At 41.1% G+C, this 23,084-nt stretch carries 18 protein-coding genes; 7 read left to right on the top strand and 11 right to left on the bottom strand.

The genetic code is table 11. The features are described from left to right. Window positions 1-114: 114 nt before the first annotated feature. From HWV03_RS14520 to HWV03_RS14510, 3 genes are all read right to left on the bottom strand, one after another. Window positions 115-471: a hypothetical protein gene (locus HWV03_RS14520; protein WP_211676555.1), complete on the bottom strand. Its 357-nt coding sequence runs from the start codon at window positions 469-471 to the stop codon at window positions 115-117. A gap of 12 nt (window positions 472-483) precedes the next feature. Continuing rightward, window positions 484-1,116 (bottom strand): hypothetical protein, encoded by a 633-nt coding sequence (locus tag HWV03_RS14515; RefSeq protein ID WP_211676554.1) that lies wholly within the window; start codon window positions 1,114-1,116, stop codon window positions 484-486. A 138-nt stretch (window positions 1,117-1,254) separates the two neighbouring features. Then, window positions 1,255-1,518 (bottom strand): hypothetical protein, encoded by a 264-nt coding sequence (locus HWV03_RS14510; protein WP_211676553.1) that lies wholly within the window; start codon window positions 1,516-1,518, stop codon window positions 1,255-1,257. A gap of 228 nt (window positions 1,519-1,746) precedes the next feature. Here HWV03_RS14510 and HWV03_RS14505 point away from each other — a divergent pair, with 228 nt between their 5' ends. Continuing rightward, window positions 1,747-2,667 (top strand): DUF726 domain-containing protein, encoded by a 921-nt coding sequence (locus HWV03_RS14505; protein WP_211676552.1) that lies wholly within the window; start codon window positions 1,747-1,749, stop codon window positions 2,665-2,667. A gap of 150 nt (window positions 2,668-2,817) precedes the next feature. On the opposite strand, the gene HWV03_RS14500 is transcribed toward HWV03_RS14505, so the two are convergent. The 5 genes from HWV03_RS14500 to HWV03_RS14480 all read right to left on the bottom strand — a co-directional run bounded on the left by HWV03_RS14500 (window position 2,818) and on the right by HWV03_RS14480 (window position 7,042). Then, complete coding sequence (locus HWV03_RS14500; protein WP_211676551.1) at window positions 2,818-3,636, bottom strand: alpha/beta fold hydrolase; 819 nt, start codon at window positions 3,634-3,636, stop codon at window positions 2,818-2,820. A gap of 115 nt (window positions 3,637-3,751) precedes the next feature. Continuing rightward, window positions 3,752-4,207, bottom strand: a complete 456-nt coding sequence (locus tag HWV03_RS14495; RefSeq protein WP_211676550.1) for a MarR family winged helix-turn-helix transcriptional regulator — start codon at window positions 4,205-4,207, stop codon at window positions 3,752-3,754. Then, the gene (locus tag HWV03_RS14490) at window positions 4,179-5,198 is read right to left on the bottom strand and encodes a DUF2955 domain-containing protein (RefSeq protein WP_211676549.1); all 1,020 of its coding nucleotides are present in this window, start codon (window positions 5,196-5,198) and stop codon (window positions 4,179-4,181) included. Before HWV03_RS14490 ends, HWV03_RS14495 begins: the two co-directional genes overlap by 29 nt. Next, complete coding sequence (locus HWV03_RS14485; protein WP_211676548.1) at window positions 5,198-6,247, bottom strand: HlyD family secretion protein; 1,050 nt, start codon at window positions 6,245-6,247, stop codon at window positions 5,198-5,200. Before HWV03_RS14485 ends, HWV03_RS14490 begins: the two co-directional genes overlap by 1 nt. Window positions 6,248-6,436: 189 nt before the next feature. Further along, the gene (locus HWV03_RS14480; protein ID WP_211676547.1) at window positions 6,437-7,042 is read right to left on the bottom strand and encodes a TetR/AcrR family transcriptional regulator; all 606 of its coding nucleotides are present in this window, start codon (window positions 7,040-7,042) and stop codon (window positions 6,437-6,439) included. 276 nt (window positions 7,043-7,318) lie between these two features. On the opposite strand from HWV03_RS14480, the gene HWV03_RS14475 reads away from it, so the two are divergent. From HWV03_RS14475 to HWV03_RS14460, 4 genes are all read left to right on the top strand, one after another. Then, window positions 7,319-8,548 (top strand): efflux RND transporter periplasmic adaptor subunit, encoded by a 1,230-nt coding sequence (locus HWV03_RS14475; RefSeq protein ID WP_211676546.1) that lies wholly within the window; start codon window positions 7,319-7,321, stop codon window positions 8,546-8,548. A gap of 2 nt (window positions 8,549-8,550) precedes the next feature. Next, window positions 8,551-11,709 (top strand): efflux RND transporter permease subunit, encoded by a 3,159-nt coding sequence (locus HWV03_RS14470; RefSeq protein WP_211676545.1) that lies wholly within the window; start codon window positions 8,551-8,553, stop codon window positions 11,707-11,709. A 368-nt stretch (window positions 11,710-12,077) separates the two neighbouring features. Continuing rightward, on the top strand, window positions 12,078-13,625 hold the full coding sequence (locus HWV03_RS14465) for a hypothetical protein (protein ID WP_211676544.1): 1,548 nt from the start codon (window positions 12,078-12,080) through the stop codon (window positions 13,623-13,625). Between the two features lie 56 nt (window positions 13,626-13,681). After that, window positions 13,682-14,056, top strand: a complete 375-nt coding sequence (locus tag HWV03_RS14460) for a hypothetical protein (protein ID WP_211676543.1) — start codon at window positions 13,682-13,684, stop codon at window positions 14,054-14,056. Between the two features lie 100 nt (window positions 14,057-14,156). Here HWV03_RS14460 and HWV03_RS14455 read toward each other — a convergent pair whose 3' ends face one another. Beyond that, entirely contained in the window at window positions 14,157-15,419 is a 1,263-nt protein-coding gene (locus HWV03_RS14455; RefSeq protein WP_211676542.1) for an NRAMP family divalent metal transporter, read from the bottom strand. Between the two features lie 677 nt (window positions 15,420-16,096). Here HWV03_RS14455 and HWV03_RS14450 point away from each other — a divergent pair. Both HWV03_RS14450 and HWV03_RS14445 read left to right on the top strand, forming a co-directional pair. Then, window positions 16,097-17,551 (top strand): hypothetical protein, encoded by a 1,455-nt coding sequence (locus tag HWV03_RS14450; RefSeq protein ID WP_211676541.1) that lies wholly within the window; start codon window positions 16,097-16,099, stop codon window positions 17,549-17,551. Between the two features lie 287 nt (window positions 17,552-17,838). Beyond that, entirely contained in the window at window positions 17,839-18,486 is a 648-nt protein-coding gene (locus HWV03_RS14445) for a hypothetical protein (protein WP_211676540.1), read from the top strand. Between the two features lie 81 nt (window positions 18,487-18,567). Here the strand turns inward: HWV03_RS14445 and HWV03_RS14440 are convergent, their stop codons facing one another. Both HWV03_RS14440 and HWV03_RS14435 read right to left on the bottom strand, forming a co-directional pair. Further along, entirely contained in the window at window positions 18,568-21,291 is a 2,724-nt protein-coding gene (locus tag HWV03_RS14440) for a cytochrome c peroxidase (protein WP_255546836.1), read from the bottom strand. Then, window positions 21,291-23,042, bottom strand: a complete 1,752-nt coding sequence (locus HWV03_RS14435; RefSeq protein ID WP_255546835.1) for an Lcl domain-containing protein — start codon at window positions 23,040-23,042, stop codon at window positions 21,291-21,293. The genes HWV03_RS14440 and HWV03_RS14435 overlap by 1 nt, the downstream gene beginning before the upstream one ends. Between the last annotated feature and the right edge of the window lie 42 nt (window positions 23,043-23,084).

The following is a 23,084-nucleotide window of genomic DNA, read 5'->3' as shown; positions in this document are numbered from 1 at the left end:
TTGTGAGGTGTTGTTTAAGCATAGGACTTTAAAGCAGTGTATTTTTTGACTGTTATCATAGAACAAGCAGATGAGGGAGTGGGGTTAGTACTCCCTTTTAATGGCTTGCAGAACTTACTCAACAATCTTAAGTGATTGATTGTTTATGATATAAAGCGTATCACCATCCCAGCCTTGATAGGATGATTGATTATTTATATCAAACCCATCATTTTCTTTAGGAAATAAGCTCATGCGTCCCTTGTAAGCTATATCTCCTGAAGCATAAAAAATTTCACCCCAATAAACGTCTTTATCTGTATCAGTTGGTTTGGTTATTGAGATAAAAACGCCGCCATCGTGACCGCCGACCCAAATTGCACTACTGGGGATCGTTGCAGCCCTATCAGGTTCTGAATTGTCGAGAACTTTGTCACCGCAACCAACTAAGGAAAGAAATAAAGCCATTAAAAAAACATTTAGTATCTTCATTTTTATCACCTTCTAATATTCGCCCATTGTTTCTATGATTAGTCGATCTTTTGTGTAGTCTAAATCAATAAAATCACCTCTAAATTCACCCATGTAAGAATTAGGTCGAGGATCTATCATCCATGGCGTATCTACACCTGCAATTTCAATAATTTTTTTAACAAAATGAATGCAACTATTGCTTGTTAAATCATAAGGTTTTCTATTTGGATTTGTATTTTGCGCCTTCCGTATTCGAGCATAATTTAAAATGTCTTCATATTTATCATCGACCTCAATATAAACACCTTCAATTCTACCGGACTGACCTGAGACTCTTGATATAAATGAAAATGGTTTTTTTAATGATGATACATCTAGTTTACCATTTATGATTTTTGCATCAGGCAGATTCTTAGCCTTTACAACGAGTCCTAAGTTATGTGGTGGATCATATCGACCATACTCAAAGTATTTTGTTGTACCATCTTTACCGCTAATGAACATAACGCCTGCATGACCAAGATTTGATATTTTGTCTTTAAACTTTGGAACTGTAAAGTTGTCGAAGCTAAACCAAGGTAATACATCGACCTCTGTGCTTTTAATTTCTACGGTTATTCTATAGTCAGGAAAAACGATAGGTATAATGATGTCTTTAGCCATAAGTAACTGTCCTTGTTTAGTATTATGCCTGTTCGGTAGAAGGTTATTGAGTTTACATCAGTATTAAGTGATATCACAGACAGGTAGATGGGATTAATGCTTAAATCATACTTTTAAAATACCGCTTATTTTATTGATTTATTTATATATTATTATAGCTATCATACGATCCTGAGGATTAGGCTTTACCACATAAGGCCGTTTTTTGATTAGTTTTCTGTAATTTTTTCTGGCAACACTCACTAAGCGGACAATGCTGACATTGAGGAATTTTGGTGCAGTAGCTTTTGGCGTGTTCACCAGCAAAGCATGGTATTGCTGATAGGTTGTGATGTTTGGTGGGATGTTATGCTCTAACATTAATCTGAGTTTTTCATAATCAGTAGGTAGCTCATTACGCAAGGTTGTCCCTTCGATGTAGCGAGCTTGTTGTTTTAATCATAGCGCTTTAGGCCGTTTTGTTGAAATCAGGAATGTCGCATATATCGAAGATATGTTAATAAAGATTTAAATTACGCCATAATATTGTTAATTTAGCGGCTGATATGGATATTGTCGTAGTACATGCAGACAAATCGATTAGTTTAACCATTCATTAATGCGTGTAAGATTCTTATTAGGGTATTTTTAGTGAAAAGTTTATTTGAAAGCAAACTTAATATAGCGAAAGACATCGAACCAAATGACGTATTAGTAAACCAAGTACTGGATCAGATAAAAGGACTCTTACCTTCACATAGTCATGACGAGTTTATCGTCAGAGAGTCATCTTCAATAACATTAGCAACAGTGCGAGAAGGCGAGTCCCCTTGTATTCTTGTTATTAATGGGTATCTCTCGAAAGAGGGTAGAGACATGTCAGACTGGCTAAGTGTTGTTGATGAACAGTATCCTAAAAACAAAATCATTCATGTGCGCTGGAACGCGGGTAATGTTACCGACATCGCGCGTGATGACAGTAAAATGACGGGTGATGTGAAAGATACAGATACAGATGCAGATAAATGGTTGGCGGCTGCAAGGCTAGCAAGAGATATGAATCCTGTCGATTTTGCCGCTCTGGTTGGTGAGATTGTCACGGATAAATTTGTCGGACACTGGAAAAAATCGTTTAACGAAACATTGCATGCAGGGCATGATTTAGCGAAAGCAATACAAGATGACGAGCAATTACAGGGCGCAATCTTAATGGGTTATTCATTAGGCGCGGTCGTTGCTTATCAGGCATTGAACAACCTTGATGCAAATAAAGTCACCGCTTGTTATCTTTTGGCGGGGGCTGTGTCTGCTGAAGCGGAGCAATGGACACCTATCTTAGAAAAACACACGGATCTGCGTCTGATCAACTGCTACAGCGATAATGATGATGTATTAAAGAGTGCATACGGTGCAGGGACGATACTTGATCATAAGCCTGCTGGGTTAACTGAAATAGAAAACAGTAATCTGGAGCAAGTCGTGAATTTAAATGTAACTGAATTTTCATCTGGGCATTTGAACATTAAAAATGGAACAGTCGGTAAAGCATTGGCAGGAACTCTTAAGCCTTAAACCCTAATATGTGAATGATTTTACGTTCTATAGCTTATTCGAGTGTGAGACGAAAAGAGGGAAGGAACTGCTCCAATGGATGCGGGCTGTTAGTGATGACAAGCACATGAAGCATGTGCTTGTTTCTTCATTATCACCGATTGGTTCAAATTATGCGGCGTGTACGCTTTCCATAAAGCTTAACAATTTTGCTGTAATGACAGCTGGTTGTTCAAGGTTCGAAATATGTCCAGCATCTTTAACCACAAGCAGCTCACTATCCGAGATCGCATCTTGCATTAGGTGCGACTCTAATGGCGGGCGAGCAACATCTTGCTCACCGACAATAATCAATGTTGGTAACGCGAATTTTTCGATATCTTCAAATGCATCACGACGTGTAATAAACATGCGACCCATTTTGGTGATTTGTGTAGCGCGCTCACCTTCCAAGCTAACAAGGTAGTTACGTAACCTTGCGACTAACTCTGGGTTTACTTCTGCTGCATTTTGCGCAAAGAACATTGGCGTAATGATATCGAGCAATGGTGCAGGAACCTGTTGTGCGTCATCAATTGCACTAAGCATGCCTAAGTATTTGGTACGCATAACTTCAGACTCAAGTCCTACGAAGCTATCCATTAATACTAATGATTTAACACGTTCTGGCGCAATAATAGTTAATTCAGCTCCCCACATACCGCCAATAGACAGACCAATAATCGAAAAATCATTAATAGCCAAGTGATCCATCAACGCCAATACATCGCGTGCGTAATCTTGCAGGCGGATTGTTTTTTCTGGCGCGTCGTCCGATTTACCATGAGCCCATAGGTCAGGAACAATGCAGCGATAATGTTGGCTTAGTGCATCAATCTGCGGCGCCCACATTTCACTATCCCACAAATAGCTGTGACCCAAAATAAGCACAGGGCCTTGACCCTTGTCGATATAGTGCATTGTTTTATTGTCAATCGTAAACGTATTCATTTTATCTCCTTTGACGAAAAATACTGTCTTTTAGGGCGGTGATGTAAGTCATCATTAAAGCGTAATCGTAGCAGTATAATGTATTGATACATATAAGATCAGTGTAAAGATTGAGTTACTCAATACACACACCTTCTTGTACCAGTTTTTTGCATATTGACAGCAACTGATCACATTCACTACTGCTTAGTGGTGAGTAGAATTCTGCAATTGACGCATGCAGCATAATATCTGCATTTGTTTTGGTAGTGAGGCCGTCGGCAGTAAGGGCGAGATAGCGGGCTTTTTTATTTTCATCACTTTTGTGTACTTCAATAAGCCCACGTTTAATGCAGTTATCAACTAAACGTTTGGTTACTGAACGTTCTCGGTGCAGTGCGGTTGATAGGGTTTGTTGCGGTACTTTACCCAGATAATCTAATACCCGTAATGCGCCTAACATCTCTAGTGTTATATCAAATTCGGTGGTGAGTTTTTGATTCGTAATTGTGCGGAACTGCTTATAAGCGAGTCCCATCATAAAGGCTACATTCTCATTTAATTCAGGGATTAGGGTGATTTGCTTGCTCATGTTTGTCTCGTGAAATGGTTAACCGATAACCAATAAATAAGATAGTCAACGTGATAAAGAGTTGCCACGCACGTAAAAACGTATTGTCTAAACCAAAGCTATTGTTGCCCATATAAAGTTGGATTGGCAGTATCGTCGCTAATAACGTATCGGCATGAACACCACTGGTAAACCCGGTTGTTGATAGCATACTGCTCGTCAGTATAAAGATAATGCTACCAAGTGATAATGCATAAAATCCGAGCGTACTTTGATGGCCAGCCATCAGAAAGATAAATATACCAGCAATAGCACAACCTGCAATTTGAGTGATAAAACGCTGCTCTACAAGCTCAATGAACGTGCCGCGATTAAACTGAATCGCTGCTGCAATCACAGGTACCATGCAAAACGTAGCGGGTAACATATCCACAATCAGCAACAAGCCTAAACCAGAACCGATTAAAGCTAAAGAGACCAATCGGTGGCCGTACGTTACTGGCTGGGGTTTAAACTGAGGTAGTTTACCCAATTTAGATACAGGAAACAAAGTAATCATCAACTTTGTCACTGCAGCCGAAATCGCCATTGCGGCAAAGCATTCACGGAGCATACCTGGCATATCAAAATGACCGCTTTGCGAAAATATCACCATCAATACCCAGTGAAAACAAGGTAGTATCATTTTAGCCAATTTAATCGGTGTATCAGCCCGACGTCGTAGCTGATCGAAAAAGAGTAAACTGATAGTCCAAACGATAAAGGGGTGGCCATAAAATAGCTCACTGACAAAGACGGCCAATACCGCAGATATAAGCGAGGGGGCGAGAGCCCGTGACATCGCCAGCCAGGAGAAGTCTCTCCCTTTAGTAATTAACATGGTTGGATATAAAGCCAGATAAACCGGGGTATTAAAGTTAAGTATTTTACCCAACACCATACACAAGGTAATTGTGAAGGTGATCCGCAGCGCCTCTTGCAGATTATTTTTCGGCTTGAGTGACCGAAACATTAATAAATATATCTAAAATAAGAAACAAAGGTGATCCAGCTGTAACCGATAGCGGACAGCAGGCTATTACTATTTTGTACGATAACACTGGCTTTTGCGCCTGACATTAATGCGGTATCAATCCCCTCAACTTGTATACGAGTGCGTATTTTTTGTTGTTCGCGGATCCAGCGATTATCATTCTTCACCGTTGATAGTTGATTTGTTAAATTAGAGGCATCATAAATGGCGCTATCTTGGTTTAACAATGTGCCATTAAATACCTGCCCCGGGATAGCATCAAATACGACCGCGACTTTAGTACCTGTGCCTAGCAAGCTCATTCCTTTCTCATTAAAATCAGCGCCAAGCCAACTACTGGACTCATTAACTAAAAATAACGCCACCGAGCCTTTTGCCACATAACTACCCACCTGCAATTGCAGATTACTTACTGTACCTTGGCTTTTGGCTTTCACGTCAGTATTAGCAAGCGCAAGTTTGGCTTGATCGAGTTTGGCAATGGCAAACTCAATTTCTGCAGTATCATTGTGATCTGAAAGCGTCGATTTAATACGTTGGATCTCTGCCTTTGCAATTGCCACTGCACTTTTAGACAGATTAAAACTGAGTTGTACATCTTCAACGTCTTGCTGAGTAATAAGGCCTTTATTAAACAGTGATTGATAACGTCGTAACTTGGTATGTGCATTGTTAGATTCGGCTTGACGTTGACCTAGGGTTTGCACTGCTGATGTCAGTGTTTGTAACTTCGACGAGTTGGCCTCTTGCGCCAAATGTAGTTCCGCTTCAGCTTGGCGCACTGCTAGCTTATACGCTGCCTTGTCTAAGGAAAATAAACGCTCGCCAGTATGCACGTGTTGGCCGTTCTCGACATAGACTTGAGTGATTACACCTGTTACTTCAGGCGCAATATTGGCCACATTTTTATGCAAACTCGCTTGAGTCGTAAAAGGAAGAGCATTGTCAGAAGTGACTAGAAATGCAGAAAAGCCAATGGTAACAGCCAAAACAGCATAGATAATAGATTTATAAACGATATGTTTCATTTTTGTTGCTCATACAACTAAATAGGTCGTTTGATTATACATCTTTTTGTTGCAGGAGCAACAAAAAGTAAAGCGGGTATAAAAAAAGAGTGAATGAGTGAAATAAGACATTAGGAGGGAGGCGTATCGCTGATCGCGCGATACGAAATCGTGATTAAGTATTATTGTCGTGACTGTCGTCGAATAAAATTACTCTAATCCGGGGAAGTGACTGAGGGCGAGATCGGCGATGTTCTGTAATTCCGCTGCACTGATGCAGTTCGTTGCCTGAATCGTCATACCCTGAATAATTGTCGCTAAGTATTGAGCAAGTGATTCGGCACTGTACGCCGTGGTCAAATCCCCTTGTTGTTGGGCAACTTCCAAGCGTATTTTCAGTTCGTGTTGATGATTCCGGCGGCGATCAATCAATGCCTGTCTTACTGATTTACAGGCATCACTCCCCGTTAACGCACTTTGAATAAGCATGCAGCCTTGTGGGTTAGTGTGATCAGCTAAACTTTGCGCCGCACCATTGAGCATGGCTGTAATAACCGCTTTGGCCGTCGCTTCTTCTAATGCGGGGCGGAAATAACTACAAGGTCTTTGTTCATATAAATCAACTGCTTTAAGGAACAATCCTTCTTTATTGCCAAATGTTGAATACAAGCTTGGCTTGTTGATCCCCATTGCTTGTGTGAGATCACTGAGTGACGCACCTTCATAACCTTTAGCCCAAAATACCGCTAATGCCTTCTCTAAGACGTCATTAACATCGAAGCCTTTAGGGCGACCAACGCAACTTGTTTTAGACATATTTTTTAGACCTTTTATTACCTTTATTTATGCGCATAGGATAGACAGAGTGTTGTCTTCTGTCCAGTGTCTTTACAGACGAAAACTATTGACTCTATTTGAAAAATATATAACATACCGATCGGTACATAACAATTTGTACTGGTCGGTACGTTATAATTCATACCAATTGGTATGTAATGATAGAGCAAAGCAGTGCAATAAGCGCGATATCGACTGACACTAATTATCTTGATTTGCTGATTGCAAAGCAGTGTAACGAAGGGACACCATCACATGAGAACAAGCAATATATTCCGCACATTCATGATCACCAGCTTAACAGCGCTGGTATTAACCGCATGTGGTAGTGAACAATCGCCACAATCCCAAGCCCAAAGTAGACCCGCACCCAAAGTGAGTGTTGCTAAGGTAATAAACGAGCCTGTCACGGAATGGGATGAATTTACTGGCCGCTTAGAAGCACCTGAACAGGTCACCTTGATCCCTCGGGTGTCTGGTTATATCAATTCAGTGAATTTTGATGAAGGGGCCTTAGTGAAAAAAGGCGCTATTTTATTTCAAATCGATCCCAGTGTTTTTGCGGCAGAAGTACAGCGCTTAAAAGCGAAATTAAGCAGTGCGACAGTAGCAGAGACCTTGGCGAGAAATGATTATCAACGCGCGTTTAAATTATATAAGAAAAATGCTGTTTCAGAAGAGTTAATCGATACTCGCCAAGCGAATATGCATCAAACCACGGCGGAAGTTGCCTCGGTTAAAGCCGCGCTAATGAGTGCCGAACTCGATCTTGCTTATACCCATGTTAAAGCGCCTATTTCGGGACGTGTATCTTATGCCAGTGTGACGACGGGCAACTATGTGACCGCGGGAAAAACACAGTTAACCAGTCTTGTATCAACCGCACATATGTATGCTTATTTTGATGTTGATGAACAGACTTACCTTAAATATGTGCAGCTAACGGCGCAGCATAAACGTAATGATCAACGTTCTGATGGTAACCCGGTATTTATGGGGCTGGCGAATGAAAGCGATTTTACCCATACCGGTGTGATTGATTTTGTTGATAATGCGGTTAACCGCAACACAGGTACGATCCGAGTCAGAGCGCGTTTTGCGAATCTCGACAATGATTTGTTACCGGGACTATTTACTCGATTACGTATTGCAGGCAGTGCAACTTACAGTGGTATTTTGATTGACGACAAAGCCATTGGTACTGACTTAAACAACAAATTTGTGTTAGTGGTCGGTGCTGACAATAAGCTGCAATACCGTGGTATTTCACTGGGTGAAAAAGTGCAAGGCCTGCGGATCGTGACACAAGGTTTATCTGCTGAAGACAAGATTGTGGTAAATGGACTGCAAAAAGTACGTCCAAATATGGTAATCGAACCGAATATGGTTGAGATGGCCACACCCGATAGTTTATCGGCATTACGCCATGATCAAGCAGTATTAGAGCAAGCGCGCGAATTAGTATTAACACGAGTAGCGAGATAAATATGTTTTCTCAATTTTTCATTAAAAGACCCATTTTTGCAGCGGTGATCTCATTGCTGTTTTTTATCTCGGGGGCGATATCCGTTGGTTTAATGCCGATCACTGAATATCCCGAGGTGGTACCACCAACCGTGGTTGTATCGGCAAGTTATCCGGGGGCGAATCCTAAAGTGATTGCCGAAACGGTCGCGTCAGCCTTAGAGCAAGCCATTAACGGGGTGGAAAACATGTTGTATATGTCTTCACAAGCCACCTCGGATGGTCTGTTAAAATTAACGGTTACGTTTGAGATCGGCACCGATGTTGATAAGGCGCAAAGCCAGGTTCAAAGTCGTGTTGACCGTGCGGCACCGAGATTACCTCAAGAGGTACAGCGTTTAGGGGTTGTCACAGAAAAGTCATCACCGGATTTAACCATGGTGGTGCATTTAACTGCGCCTGATAACCGTTATGACATGCTGTATTTATCTAACTATGCCGCATTAAATGTAAAAGATGAATTAGCGCGTATCGAAGGTGTCGGCGCGGTAAACTTGTTTGGAGCGAGCGAATACAGTTTACGTATTTGGTTAGATCCCAATAAAGTGGCGTCGTTGGGACTTGCCCCAGCAGATATTATAAAAGCGGTACGTGAACAGAATAAACAAGCGGCAGCCGGTAGTTTAGGTGCGCAGCCAAGTGGCGCAGATTTTCAGTTACTGATTAATGTGAAAGGGCGTTTATCGACGCAAGAAGAATTTGAAGACATTATCATTCGTGTTGGCGAGCAGGGCGAGATCATCCACTTAAAAGATGTCGCGCGTGTTGAGCTTGGTGCGCAAACGTATGCACTGCGTTCATTACTTGATAATAAAGAAGCAATTGCGATGGGGGTGTTCCAAGCATCTGGCTCTAATGCGATCCAGATATCGGATGATGTACGCGCTACCATGGCTCGTTTATCACAGAACTTTCCAGATGGTCTAGAATATTCAATTGTTTATGACCCAACGGTATTTGTACGTGGCTCGATTGAAGCGGTAGTGAAAACCTTGTTTGAAGCGGTATTACTTGTGGTGTTAGTGGTCGTGTTGTTTTTACAAACATGGCGTGCTTCTATCATTCCATTAGTTGCCGTGCCTGTGTCGTTAGTCGGTACGTTTGCATTCATGTATATCATGGGCTTTTCATTAAACGCGTTATCCTTATTTGGGTTGGTGTTAGCCATTGGTATCGTTGTGGATGACGCCATTGTGGTGGTTGAAAACGTCGAACGTAATATTGAAGAGGGCCTTGATCCTGTTGCGGCAACGCAAAAAGCCATGAAAGAAGTAACCGGACCGATTGTGGCAACGACGTTAGTACTCGCTGCGGTATTTATTCCGACTGCATTCATGAGTGGTTTAACAGGGCAATTCTATAAGCAATTTGCGTTAACGATCACTATCTCGACCTTTATTTCGGCCATTAATTCACTGACATTAAGCCCGGCATTGTCGGCGTTATTGCTAAAAGGCCGCGATGAGCCGAAAGACAGATTAACCCGTGCGATGGACAAGCTATTAGGCGGTTGGTTATTTACCCCCTTTAACCGTTTATTTAATCGAGCCTCGGAACGCTATACCTGGTTGGTACGTAAAGTCATTCGTTTTGGCGGCATTATCGGTATCTTGTATTTTGGTTTAGTGGCGTTAACGGGTGTGCAATTTTCGCAAACACCGACTGGCTACGTACCAGGACAAGACAAACAATACTTGGTGGCTTTTGCTCAATTACCTGACGCTGCATCGTTAGATCGTACCGATGCGGTGATCCGTAGAATGTCCGATATTGCCCTTGATCATCCAGGGGTATTACATTCGGTGGCATTTCCTGGATTAAGTATTAACGGTTTCACTAACAGCCCTAACTCAGGTATTGTTTTTGTTACCTTGGATAAGTTTGAAAATCGAACAACGGCTGATTTGAGTGCGAATGCCATTGCCCAACAACTGAACGCAAAATTTGCCGGTATTGAAGATGCTTTTATTGCCATCTTCCCCCCACCGCCAGTACAAGGGCTTGGGACGATTGGCGGTTTCCGATTACAAATTCAGGACAAAGCCAATTTAGGGTATGAAGCCTTGTATAAAGCAACGCAAGCAGTGCAATATAAGGCGTGGGCAACACCCGAACTGGCCGGGGTATTTTCAAGTTATCAAATCAATGTACCACAACTTGATTTAGATATTGACCGTACTAAAGCCAAGCAACAAGGGGTATCTTTGGATCAGGTATTCCAAACCTTGCAAACCTATATGGGCTCGAGTTACGTGAATGATTTTAACTTGTTTGGCCGAACCTACCAGGTGAAGATGCAAGCTGATGAATCCTTCCGACAAACACCGGAGCAAGTTAGTCAGCTTAAAGTACCTAATCAACAGGGTGATATGGTGCCATTGGGTTCATTTATTACCATTACGCAGTCATCAGGCCCCGATCGTGTGATGCGCTATAACGGTTATACTACCGCCGAAATTAATGGGGGACCAGCACCGGGTTTCAGCAGTGGTCAGGCGCAAGCGGCGATTGAAAAGATCCTCGATGAGACCTTACCGATTGGTATGAGCTATGAGTGGACTGAAATTACGTACCAGCAGATCATCGCAGGTGATACTGGCATGTTCGTGTTCCCATTGATTATCTTGTTAGTATTCTTGGTATTAGCAGCGCAATATGAAAGCTTGAGTTTACCATTGGCGATCATCTTGATTATCCCTATGACGATATTGTCTGCAATCAGTGGGGTACTTCTGTATGGCGGTGATAACAACATCTTCACTCAAATCGGCTTGATTGTATTAGTCGGACTGGCCACTAAAAATGCGATTTTGATTGTTGAGTTTGCCAAAGAAAAGCAGGATTCGGGTATGGATACGATGGATGCAATTTTAGAATCTGCAAGGTTACGTTTACGGCCTATCTTGATGACGTCGTTCGCTTTTATCATGGGTGTTGTGCCTATGGTATTGTCAACGGGTGCAGGCTCAGAAATGCGTCAGGCAATGGGCGTTGCTGTGTTCTCTGGTATGATAGGGGTGACCGTATTCGGTTTAATTCTGACTCCGTTATTCTATTACGCGTTAGCAAAACGCGGTAAGCGGAGTAGCATCGAAAATAATACAGCGTTAAGCTCGGATTAAGACTTAAACTGAGTAAAATAACAAGGCGATATGGTATTCATATCGCCTTTTTTGTACCTGCTATTGAGTCGCGCTACTTTCGGCATTTTAATACCTGCACCGTCATTATACTGTCATTTTAGCTGTCTACACTAGCGGTGGTCAATGTGACTGAGTAATCGTTCCCAGCTGGAATAATAAGCTGGCAGGATGAGGGTTTGACAGTAAAAACCCTTTGGATTCATACTATTGCCACTGTGGGTTGTATGTTTTAAAGTGTTGCGTGACACGTTGACATGTTAATTTGTGTGGATAGAATTTGACTCTAAAGTAATGCATCTAAAGTAATGCATCTAAAGTGGTGTGTATAAAGGGAATTAAAAATTAATATGAAAAAAATATCACATAAAGTTAGCTGTATTTTGACTTGTGTAATGGCTGGCGCTTTTACCTCGGGAGCACAAGCATTCAATTCAGAAGAGCATAAAAACATAGTCGATAATGCTATCGCGCAACTCAATATTCCAAAGACAATCAAATTACCGACAACAGTGTCGCTAAAGAGCAGAACTGATAGTTACACAAAAGAGCTCCGTGCAGCGAAACAACTGGCGGCAGGCTTTGATAGTAACGATGAAAATGACCATGATGCATATAAATATAATGTACAGGATAACTGTTATTATAGTGGCTTTGGTCAACATCATTATAATAAAGCAATCTATATTCCCAAAGACAGTCAACTGCCAACCAAACTGCTCACGCTGAGCACGAATATGGGTAGTCAGTCTGATGAGTTCACATTAGGGGAACTGGCGGCAATCTATGGTGATTACCGTCGAACGACTTCGTGTGATGCTGATGGCCAGTGTTTTTTAAGCAGTGACATTAAAGAGAATATTGTTTTCGAACACGGTTCACATCCGAGCTATTGCCCTCAGCCGGTAAAAAATACGACCTATCTGCATCATGTCGGTTCTGGTGTTGTGCCGCCATTTGGCGCACTCGGTAACCTGAATTCTAACACTGCTGGAGATGATGAGCTAGAAGAGGCCGGGTGGTGGGGAGATGAAATGATGCGGCTTGCCAACGTGAATGATTGGCATTTCTCTGACGCTGCTGTTGCTTGGTACATAGGCTTGCACCGCCAAGCGCTTTATTATGCGGACAAAGCCCGCACCGAGCCAAAATACTGGAACGTTGCCTTACATCATGAAGCCAACGCCTTGCACAGTCTAACTGATTTGTTTTCATTTGGGCATGTTGTGACGTCTCGTGAGCAATCATCATTTAACATGATAGAAAGTGCAGGTTTAAAAGAGAAAGGTACTTATCTGTGGATGGAAGCGATCATGAAACAAGCTGGTGCCACACGTGATAATGATGGCATTCTTTCGTTTGATCTCGCTGACTTACCTCCCATCACGCGAATCGCAACAGCGCCTCGAAATGACTTCATGCCTTCATACCGTGGTACCTGGATGCTGTGGGCAAAAGATGAACAAGACTTCCATAATGAGTTTAATGAGAGTGGTGCTCTTGTGCGTAACTTAAATGGTGATCGTTTTCAAATATACGGTGATAGCCACCTTAAAGAGTTGACTGACCAAAGCAAAGAAATCATCATTATGGCCACTAAAACGTCTATTCAATCTTTAATTGATGCTTACCAAGCGCTTGAAAGTGGCAGTAACATTACCGAAGTGGGTGCCGTTGGCAGTCAATTCTTTAATGCATTAAACTATTTACCTGCGTTTGTAGAAAAAGACGGTAATAATTACTTTGCTGGTACTTGGACCAGTTATGCAAATGTGATCAACACCATGACTGGTAGCGACAAGCTGTTGAATAACAAGGGTAATTGCACTATATCGACAGTGAGTGGTAAAACACGCGGCTGGCCGACAGTGCGTAGAGAAGCTTGTACGGTGTTTTAATTGATCGCGGTATTACGTAACATACACCGTTAATAATATAAGAAGAGTAAGTCGTTATGAGAAGGTATTTGTTGGTATTGGTGCTGACATTATTGAGTGGAAGTGTATTTGCTGGTACCAAGTATGCTGTTGAAGTAAAGATTGAGGATGGTGGAAAGCTCATGGTGTTTCCTCGATTTGAATTGTCAGAAGGTCAGTGGGCAGGCTCTAAAAATCAAAACTGTCGATATAAAGGTAAGTTAACCAAACACGTTGATGGTTTGCTTCTTAACGGTTCTCTGCAGTGCACATCTCCTGAAGGGGACTTTAGTTATACTACTCCCGATTTCGTGTTATTGCCGAAAGGTGGTAAGGCGAGTATAGAAATGGGTGATAATGAAGAAAACGTGTGGAAGTACTCTATTGATGTGACGGTACTAAACCAGACGTAATAGTACTATTTTACTTCTATATAATGACTACCTATGATTGATGTAAACATTATATCAATCATAGGTATAGAGCCTTTGGTTACCAACATTCGTTAGTTTTTTACATTATCCACTTCCACCAAATAAACACCACTAAGAAGCTGAACAGATAAATCAAACCCGCCCATGAAAGCAGTTTCATGCTAGTGGTGAGTTTTAACGCTTCTGGTAGCTCTGCTTGTGTCACTAAGCGATAGTTAATCAATGCAAATATCGGGGTAGTCATAAATGCTAACACCATCGCAAAGTTCAACATATCCATTAATGATGACGTAAAGAATAGTAAGATAGCCAATGCACAAGCACTGATTACAACCATCCACACTTGGTGATATTTACGTTGATCAAGTGGTTGTTTGGTGATTAATAAGTGCGACTCTGCTAATGCGCGCGCGTAGCCATCAATGACAGTGATTGTACTGCCAAATATACAAAAGAAGGCCACCAGTGCGATTAAGTTACCAGACCACTCACCAATCGTTTGTGCATACATGCTCACTAACTGATGTGAAAAACCAATACCTGAGCTTTTTAATTCAACCCCATTACCATGGAGTACCAGTGCGCCAAGCATCACAAAGGCCACAGCAAGTAATGCGGTACCTATATAGCCGATATTAAAATCAAACAGTGCTGAATCTGGCGTTACCTGTTGTTCTTTTTGCTGGTTCTTCAGCCACAGCGAGGTAATGCTTGAAATCTCAATCGGTGCCGGCATCCAACCCATCATTATCACAATAAAGCCAATTGCAGATACTTGCCAAGGAGAAGGGCTAACATAATCAGCAGGAGCAACCGCACCTTGATTCAGCGCTATTACCACAGCTGCCACGGTCGCAACAACCAGTACGGCCATTATCAGTTTAGAAAGCTTATCAAGTGCTTTAAAATGACCCGCAAGTAAGATGGCGAGGCATACCGCTAGCACAATTGCTGCAAGTGTGGTTAACGGCAGTGACCAGGGTAAAAAGTAACCCAGTAGGCTGGCACTAAAGAGTAACAGTGCCGCGGTATTCACAATCCCAGAAATGACATTGAGCCCAGTATAAAGCCATAAATAACCCTTACCTAATTCGCTATAGCCTTGAATCAAGCTTTTATTGGTCCCTAATGTGTATTGTATTCCTGCACGAAAAAAGGGATATTTGAATAAATTTACCAGTAAAATTAATCCGATTAGTTGCCAGCCATAGGTTGCGCCTGCCTTTGTTGATGCAACTAAGTGAGAGCCGCCGACGGCCGCGGTTGCCATCATAATTCCTGGACCTAAAGATTTGATTCTTTGTTGCCATACACTTGTTGTCGCTGGTAGCGTTGTTTGCATTATCACATCCTGTTGATTTTAATGTCATTGTTGTTAGTGTAACGGATTTAAAGCGTTATCGGTGTCATTATTATTGAAATAATAATACAGTTATCACTATTTCAAATTATTTAGTGGGTTGTGTAAATGTTCTGAAATAATATATTAGGGTATATTGCAAGAGGAACAGCTAAAAATCGTTACCTATATCATACATACTGTTGACTATGTGATTATTCCTGTCACTGTCGCTAATGTATAGGTTAAAATCAGCAGCATTATGCTAGTGGCAACGCCATTATCTTAAGTTGCTCAATGTCATAATAATACTGTAGGGTCGTGGATAAGTTTTGTGATGAGAATGAATTGTGGGTACCAGTTATTTGGATAGGTATATTTACCGAATAATTATATAAGCTGTTGCTGTTTTCATATTTTAAAGATGTTTATTAGTATATTGCATTTTAAACTGTTGTCATAAGCGGCATGTTGCGGTCGTTATTTGAGCATTGGTAAGCGAAAGTATGTGGGCGTAGAGTTATAGTTTTATACATGTTAATTTGTTTTAATAATAATTCTATAAACTGGCAATGTCTTTAATGAATGGAAATTGAGTGGTTATTCTTCTCACTGAAAAGTTACCTAGAAGTAGCTAAGTAGAAGTATTATTTTATTTATTATTGAGGTGTTTTAAACAAATGAGCGATATAATGGGAACTGGTCCGCATACCAGTAAAGTTAGGGATGAAGGCGAAGACTTGAGTAAACATAGTCGGTTTTTACGTAAAATCGCTTGGTTAGTCGAGATTATCGTTGTATTTATCGGTCTTTGTATTTCAATATCATTAATGTCAAGTGGTAATGATTTGTCCAGTACATTCACATTAGCGGCACCTTTTGTGATGATCTCGTTGGTGGAATTAACCAAGATCCCTTTTGTGATCGGACTTTGGCATTCACGTAAATCATTCCTTATGTACCTGTTGATCATTAGCTTCTTGTGTCTGATCACATTTGAAACCTTACTTAATGGTTTTGAACGCGCTTTTTCATCGATTAATAGCCAAATTAACCTCAGTGAAATTGAGATCAGTAAAATTGAAAACCAGATTAAAATTAATGAAGAAAATATTGAAATTGCATTGCAAGATTACAATATTAAAACCCAACAAATTGACGACGATACCACTACGGTCAATTCAAACTATAAATCGCAATACGCCAGTGAAGTAAGACGTAATAAGCGCTTATCAAAAAATATTCCACAGTTAAGTCGTGCTCTAGCAGCAAAAAAAGAGGAATTAATTCAGCTTAAAGTTGAAAAATCAGAGCTGCTACAAGAGCTATCACAGAAAAAAGAGCAGCGCTTTAAGTCATCGATGGAACGTACTCAAGGCAACGCTGATTTAGTACAATCCGAACGTAACCGTTTACTGGCTCAGCTTGATAAGCTGAATGCCGACAAGGTTGTTGCGTTAGATGATTCGAATTTCTTTACTTCAGCAGCAGTGAAAAAAGATTACGATGAAAAGATCCGCCGTGTTGAAACTCAGCTTAACAAAATTAATAACAACACTATTATTGTTAAAGACAACAGCCCTGATTTAGAGTCGGTTCAATTCCTTGACGATTATTATGCGGATTTACTTGGATTGAAAGATGATATGATCCAGCAGAAAAACGAAGAGGTGAAGCAACTTCGTCGTAGCTATAAAAATGCAGTGAGTGCGAGTAATAGTAATTTAGCGGTTAAGCAAAGAAAACTAGCTCAGGATAAAACTATAGCGTTACGTAATTTAGAGATTAAGCGTGATCAAGCAGATGTTCAGTTCTTAAATGAGAAAGACTACATCAAAGATATCAAGCAAATGAATATGAAGTTACGTTATGATATTCGCGTGATTGAAATAGAAGCGAACACACTGGCGTTATCTAACCAGGTTTATCGCATGGCTTCTTATGTTGATAATGTTGACCATTATAAAGAAGTGAAAACGGAAACCTTAACGCTTGTTGGTTTGGTTTGGTTTGGTTCGTTAGCCTTAATCGGTTCGATCACGGGTATTGCGTTGACTTTATCTGGATTACACCTGAGTAGCCTTGCAAGAAAGCGTGACAAAAAAACAAAGGTATATTTTGATAACGAAGCATAAGTAATACGACTAAACGTTATTGATATAAACGAAACCTGCACAATTAATATGAATTGTGCAGGTTTTTTTATTTTTAATGGGTTGGATTAATGGGGCATTACAGGGGGTCATATGAGCAGGTTATTTGTTGAACAATATTGTCAATTAAACATCACTTTTGTCTTGTCTATTATTAACATGATGCCTATAAAGAGATGATTATCTATTTTAAAGCGTAATGTTGAACAGGCCGTGCATTTTTATCCCATAATATTCTAATGAGTTGAGGGTATGAAAGGGGAATAATCATGATCCAACCGAAGCACGGCAATGATGACATTTCAAATATCACGGTGTTATCATTTATTGAACCACATCCATTATTCGTTGATATTGCGAATAATGACGATATCGATATGCAATTCATTACGGCGCAAGATGTAATCGCGCATGATGTCAATCTACTGCAATCAGATTTGATTGTTGCTATTTATCAGCAAAAAAATGTCAATCAACTTGGTTATCTTTCTCGACGTAAAATTATTGAGGATAATTTTATTGCGACTATTTGGTTGAATATCGATGAGCTTGATAAACGGGCTAGTTTAACCGCATTACGGTTTGTTAATCATATGGCGACAGTGCTGAATAAAAATCAGCTGCTTAAATTTAATATCAGTGATATTTCGTCATTGGTGTCACATTCTAAATCACTCCGTTTTTTTGAAACTTCTTGCGAAGAGAATCTATTGAATCTTGCTGCCAACGATACGATAGCGGATTCTGCCGCGATGATTATTGTAACGAAAGATCCCATTTCAATACGAAAAATAAATGCAGGTTTTGAGGTCATCAACGAGGTTTTTGAGCACGAGGTGCCTTGTTTTTACGGGGTGCATATGTCGCCTAAGTACAATGCTAAGCACACTTATCTGTATCTCGTTGGTGAGCGCTAACGTTATCGCTGTCAAGAGGCTAAATTAGTAGGTGTCTATAATAAACACCTACTAATAATTTAAGCCGATAATGTAGTTATGTTAATGGATTCCTAACTCAAATTTCGTCGCTGGCTTTTGAGGCGTCGGAGCTGTGATTGTGGTTAAAAAGGCTTGTAATGCTTCAGCTTCCGTAACCGTTAGATTTAATGGCCTAATTTTCTTTGATAATACCGGATAAGTGGGGTCATACTTATCCCAACCAAAGGGGGCATTATCTGCCATACCAGCTGAATACATTGAGATAACACCTTCCATCGTATCGAGTAAACCGTTGTGGAACCAGGGGTGATTGTTCATCACATCACGTAATGACGGTGTTTTAAATTTACCGACACTGCTTGGTTTACCATCAACATTATACAATCCCAGATCCTCATAAAAACCTTGATAATAAGTCAGTCCGACATTTTGCATTTTGTGATCCGTAAACTCAGCCCCCATGTGACAATTAACACAGCGGCCATTACGGCGGAAGATGTCTAACCCCCACAGTTCTTTATCAGAAAGTGCGCTAGTATTGCCTGCATTATCAGCCTGAACTACAAATGTATCAAAACGACTTTTGTTACTAATAATCGTTCGCTGGAATGTGGCGAGTGCCATTCCTAATTGTTGTTCGGTGATATCAGTACTCATCGCATCTTCTGGAAATGCTTGTTTAAACAAGGCTGGATATTGTGCATGTGTATTGAGTCGTGAAAGTAAACGCGGTAAAGTTTCAGCCATTTCCACTGGGTCTTGAATTGGCATTAATGCTTGTTGTTCTAATGTCGCAGCGCGACTATCCCAAAACAACAGAGGTAAGAATGCACTGTTTACAATTGTAGGGGCGTTGCGCTTGCCACGTTGACGGTCATGGCCAATGGAAACCTCTTGCCCGTCTCCCCAACCTAATTTAGGGTCATGACAACTAGAGCATGACACATCACCTGCTTGAGATAAGAAAGGGTCGAAGAAGAGTTTTTCTCCTAATGCGACTTTTAGCTCACTATAAGGGTTTTCGTTAGGGAAGCTTGGTTTAGGCATAGTGCCTAGTTCTTGATAACTCGACATATCATCGACAAATGGTGCTGGCCAACGATCACTATTACTGGCGTAGTCTTGTCGTAAGCGATTGAAGTTAGGTCTACCGTGATTATTAACTGAACGGGGATCTTCTGTCGCTCTGGTTTCAAACTCTGTTGCAATTAATAAAATACGACCAGTGTCTGTGCCAGTTGTAGACTTTGGTTGTAAACTCGCCGTTGTTGGTAAGCTGTACAGGCCATAGCTAGAGCCTGTTTTAACCCAGTAATCACCGGTTTCAGGTTTGTTGAGTGATGTTTCGTATAATAAGCTGTAATCACTGCCTTGTTCACCTTTATACAGTAGCATTGCCAACTCATCAGCCGTGGGTAGACGCCAGTCATTACGGCCACAAAATTGTGCTTGATTAATGTCTGAGACAGCCTTTGGTACACTTGCCTGTATTGATAATTGCTGGCTGGTGTTAGTGATATCTTGTGGATCTGGCGTTAACCAATATACATAAGAAAACTGTTTATCGCGTAAATAAAAGTTATCACGTACTAATCCGCGCGTATCATCTAAACAACGCCAAGGTGTATCAGTGTAGTCATCATCTTGCAGTGCTTTAGCTAATGGTTGACCGCTATTATCTAACCGTATAAAGCTGTCTTTTTCAGCTTTTGGCTTCTTTTGTTCTGATGGCAGTGTTGTATCACGTTTAACGCCACTGACAAGCATCACTGATTTAGGCTTACGCTTGTTTTGCATCACTGTGTTATGACGACCAGTCATAAAATCTAACGTAGGTGCAATATTGTCAGTATGTAATAGAGGATTATCATTCGCTAACCAGTAAGTCTCAAAACCTGTTGCAGCAAAAAAGTAAGGATCAATGGCGGCTTGATTATTATCTAATGCGTAATCTTGCTCACTGATTAATCCTTTCATTTCATAGTCTGACGGTAAGCGCCAATCATCGTGGCCACACCAGTTTTGTTGATTTGCGTATTCAATAAGCGTATCTGTTGTACATGCTTGACTCTTGCCATCAGCATCTGTGAATTGACACAGTGCTTGAAAGTCAGGCAAGGTCGGCTGCCAATCACCCCAAGCATAAATTTGTATTGAAGGTTGCAGTGGGGTTGCCCAAACGACACCTTGATGAATATTGTTATCTGCTACGCATTGCCAGTCTTTATTTTTACTGCTGTCTCCAAGCGTTAATGCTGTAAAGCGAGGCGTTGGCTTATTCACTCTAATCAGCCAATTGATGGTTTCAATTTTATCGTTGGATATTATGGCTAGTTTTACATAGTCAGAGCCTTGTGCGTCCGCATTTGCTTGATAGGTAAACGTATTGCCTTGAACACTGGCATTCCCATACAGGCCTGGTTGAATAAGTCGTAACTCTTGCGTTGGCGTTAAGGTGTACTGCTGAGTCGTCGTACGCCCTTGCGTTAGCTGTATACGCGGGTTCAGTACCAGCGGTTTAGCAGAACCAGTGCCAGAACTAGTGCCAGTCTCAGAACTAGTGCCAGTACCAGAACTAGTGCCAGTACCAGAGCTAGTGCCAGTACCAGAGCTAGTGCCAGTACCAGAGCTAGTGCCAGTACCAGAACTAGTGCCAGTACCAGTACTAGTGCCAGTACCAGAGCTAGTACCAGTGCCAGAATCTCCACCACATGCAGCCAATAACGCACAGCCAGTGATGATCACTGACAGGCGTTGTATACTTTTAAATGTATCTTTTATCATTATTTTTGCAATCTGGTTGTTGAGATTAGGCGTACACGATGCATTTCGGTATTTGCAATCCGACTACTAGCAGACCAGCTATCTTGGAATGCGAATGCAAAGTGTTTTGTCTTTGGATTGTATGAACTGATAGTCGAAGTCCAGTAATAACTGTCATAGCCTACGTTAGTGTCATCAAACACGCTTTTCACATAGCTTGCACGTAAACTCTCCATTCCATACATAGGTGTATTTACTAATAGGCTTTTTAATTCATTTTCTGTTGGTAAGCGCCAATTAGTTTGCCCGCACAATGCTGCTTTGTTGATTTCTTCGGCGTATTCCACGGCCTGAGCGTGGTTTTTCAGTGGTTCACTTTTACTGATGCGTTGCCATAGAATTTGTGTATTTGGTAACGCGCTTCTGTATTCAAGGTCAGATGTGCAAGCCCAATCTGTGCTGTCTTGCAATGTAAGGGCTTGCCCGTGCGAACCATGCTTAACAAAACGTGATTGCCAATTAAGATTTTCGTCAACGTCAACAGCCACATTTTGTGGTGGTAATACGGTCGATATTTCTGGTACTTCATTGTCTTTTTTATCAGGAATAACAGTACCGTTTACTAACATAGTAAAGTGAGGCTCGTTTGTTGAACGCGGCGGCATGTTGGCAAAATCAAAATCGTCGCCCATCCACATCACATGTGCATCACCAACAAGGGCATTTGAACCCTGCCAGTCATTAGCAGCGGGTTTGGTGTCATGACCATTTGGATAAATAGTAAATGAATTAGTCCAATAAGCTTCGTCATAATTAGAGTCGACATAAGGGAAATAGAAGTTGTTAATTGGAGACTGTTTTGAGTCTTCATCGAAAAGTTTCTTATCTAATAATGTTTGCCATTCAGTGCGAGTTGCTAAACGCCAGCCTGAACGACCACAAAGTTGTTGTTTGTTTGCTTCTGCAACCAAGTTATCAGTATTACAGCCACCAAGTGCACAGATTGCTTCGCTATAATCACGATTATTGATTGTTCGATCACCCCAGTAGTAGGTTGCATCAAACGCGTATGTACCACTTGCTTGAGGAACTTGCCACATCAGCTCATTTTTGTTATCTGTTATGCAACTCCAATCACTCACATTTGCTGGCCGTGCTTGGTCTTCTGGTGATAAAGGTGTGCCATCTTGACTCACTTTGCTAAAGCGTAGTGCTGGCTTATTCGCTTTATCGTTATATAGCGGTAAGACAGAACCATCAAGTTGATAAATTGTATCCTCAACTTGATAGCTAATAGCAAATTTATAATCGTTCTGGGCTGCAATAATTTCAGCACTTAAAGGATTACTCGTAGAAGTAGCATATGGTTGGAAAGTGATAGCACCTGTCGTTTGATCAACGTGAGCTTCACCAAAATTAGCCTTGATGTCTGTTATTTCACTGAGGTTGGTAATGGTAACACCTGGGGCGATAAAACTAACCATTGTTGGTGATACAAGTACTATATCACTGGTTTTAATATGTGCGGTGATCGTCGTCACGGGATCTGGAGTGACTGGGTCTGGAGTGACGGGATCTGGAGTTACTGGGTCTGGAGTGACTGGGTCTGGAGTGACAGGGTCTGGAGTGACTGGATCTGGAGTGACTGGAGCTGAAGTTACTGGTGGTGTAGTCACTGATGGTGTAGTTACTTGTGGTGCTGTTGAGTTAGAATCGTCACATGCACTGAGGAATAAGCTTGCAAAAGCGATAGATAATGCTGTTTTTTTCATTTTTTTTAGTTTTTTTGTGTTTAAAATTGGGAGTAGGATAAT

Origin of the sequence: Moritella sp. 36 (assembly GCF_018219415.1) — a bacterium.
GTDB lineage: Bacteria > Pseudomonadota > Gammaproteobacteria > Enterobacterales > Moritellaceae > Moritella.
The sequence above is the reverse complement of the archived record's forward strand: the minus strand, read 5'-3'. Positions and strand labels throughout refer to the sequence as shown.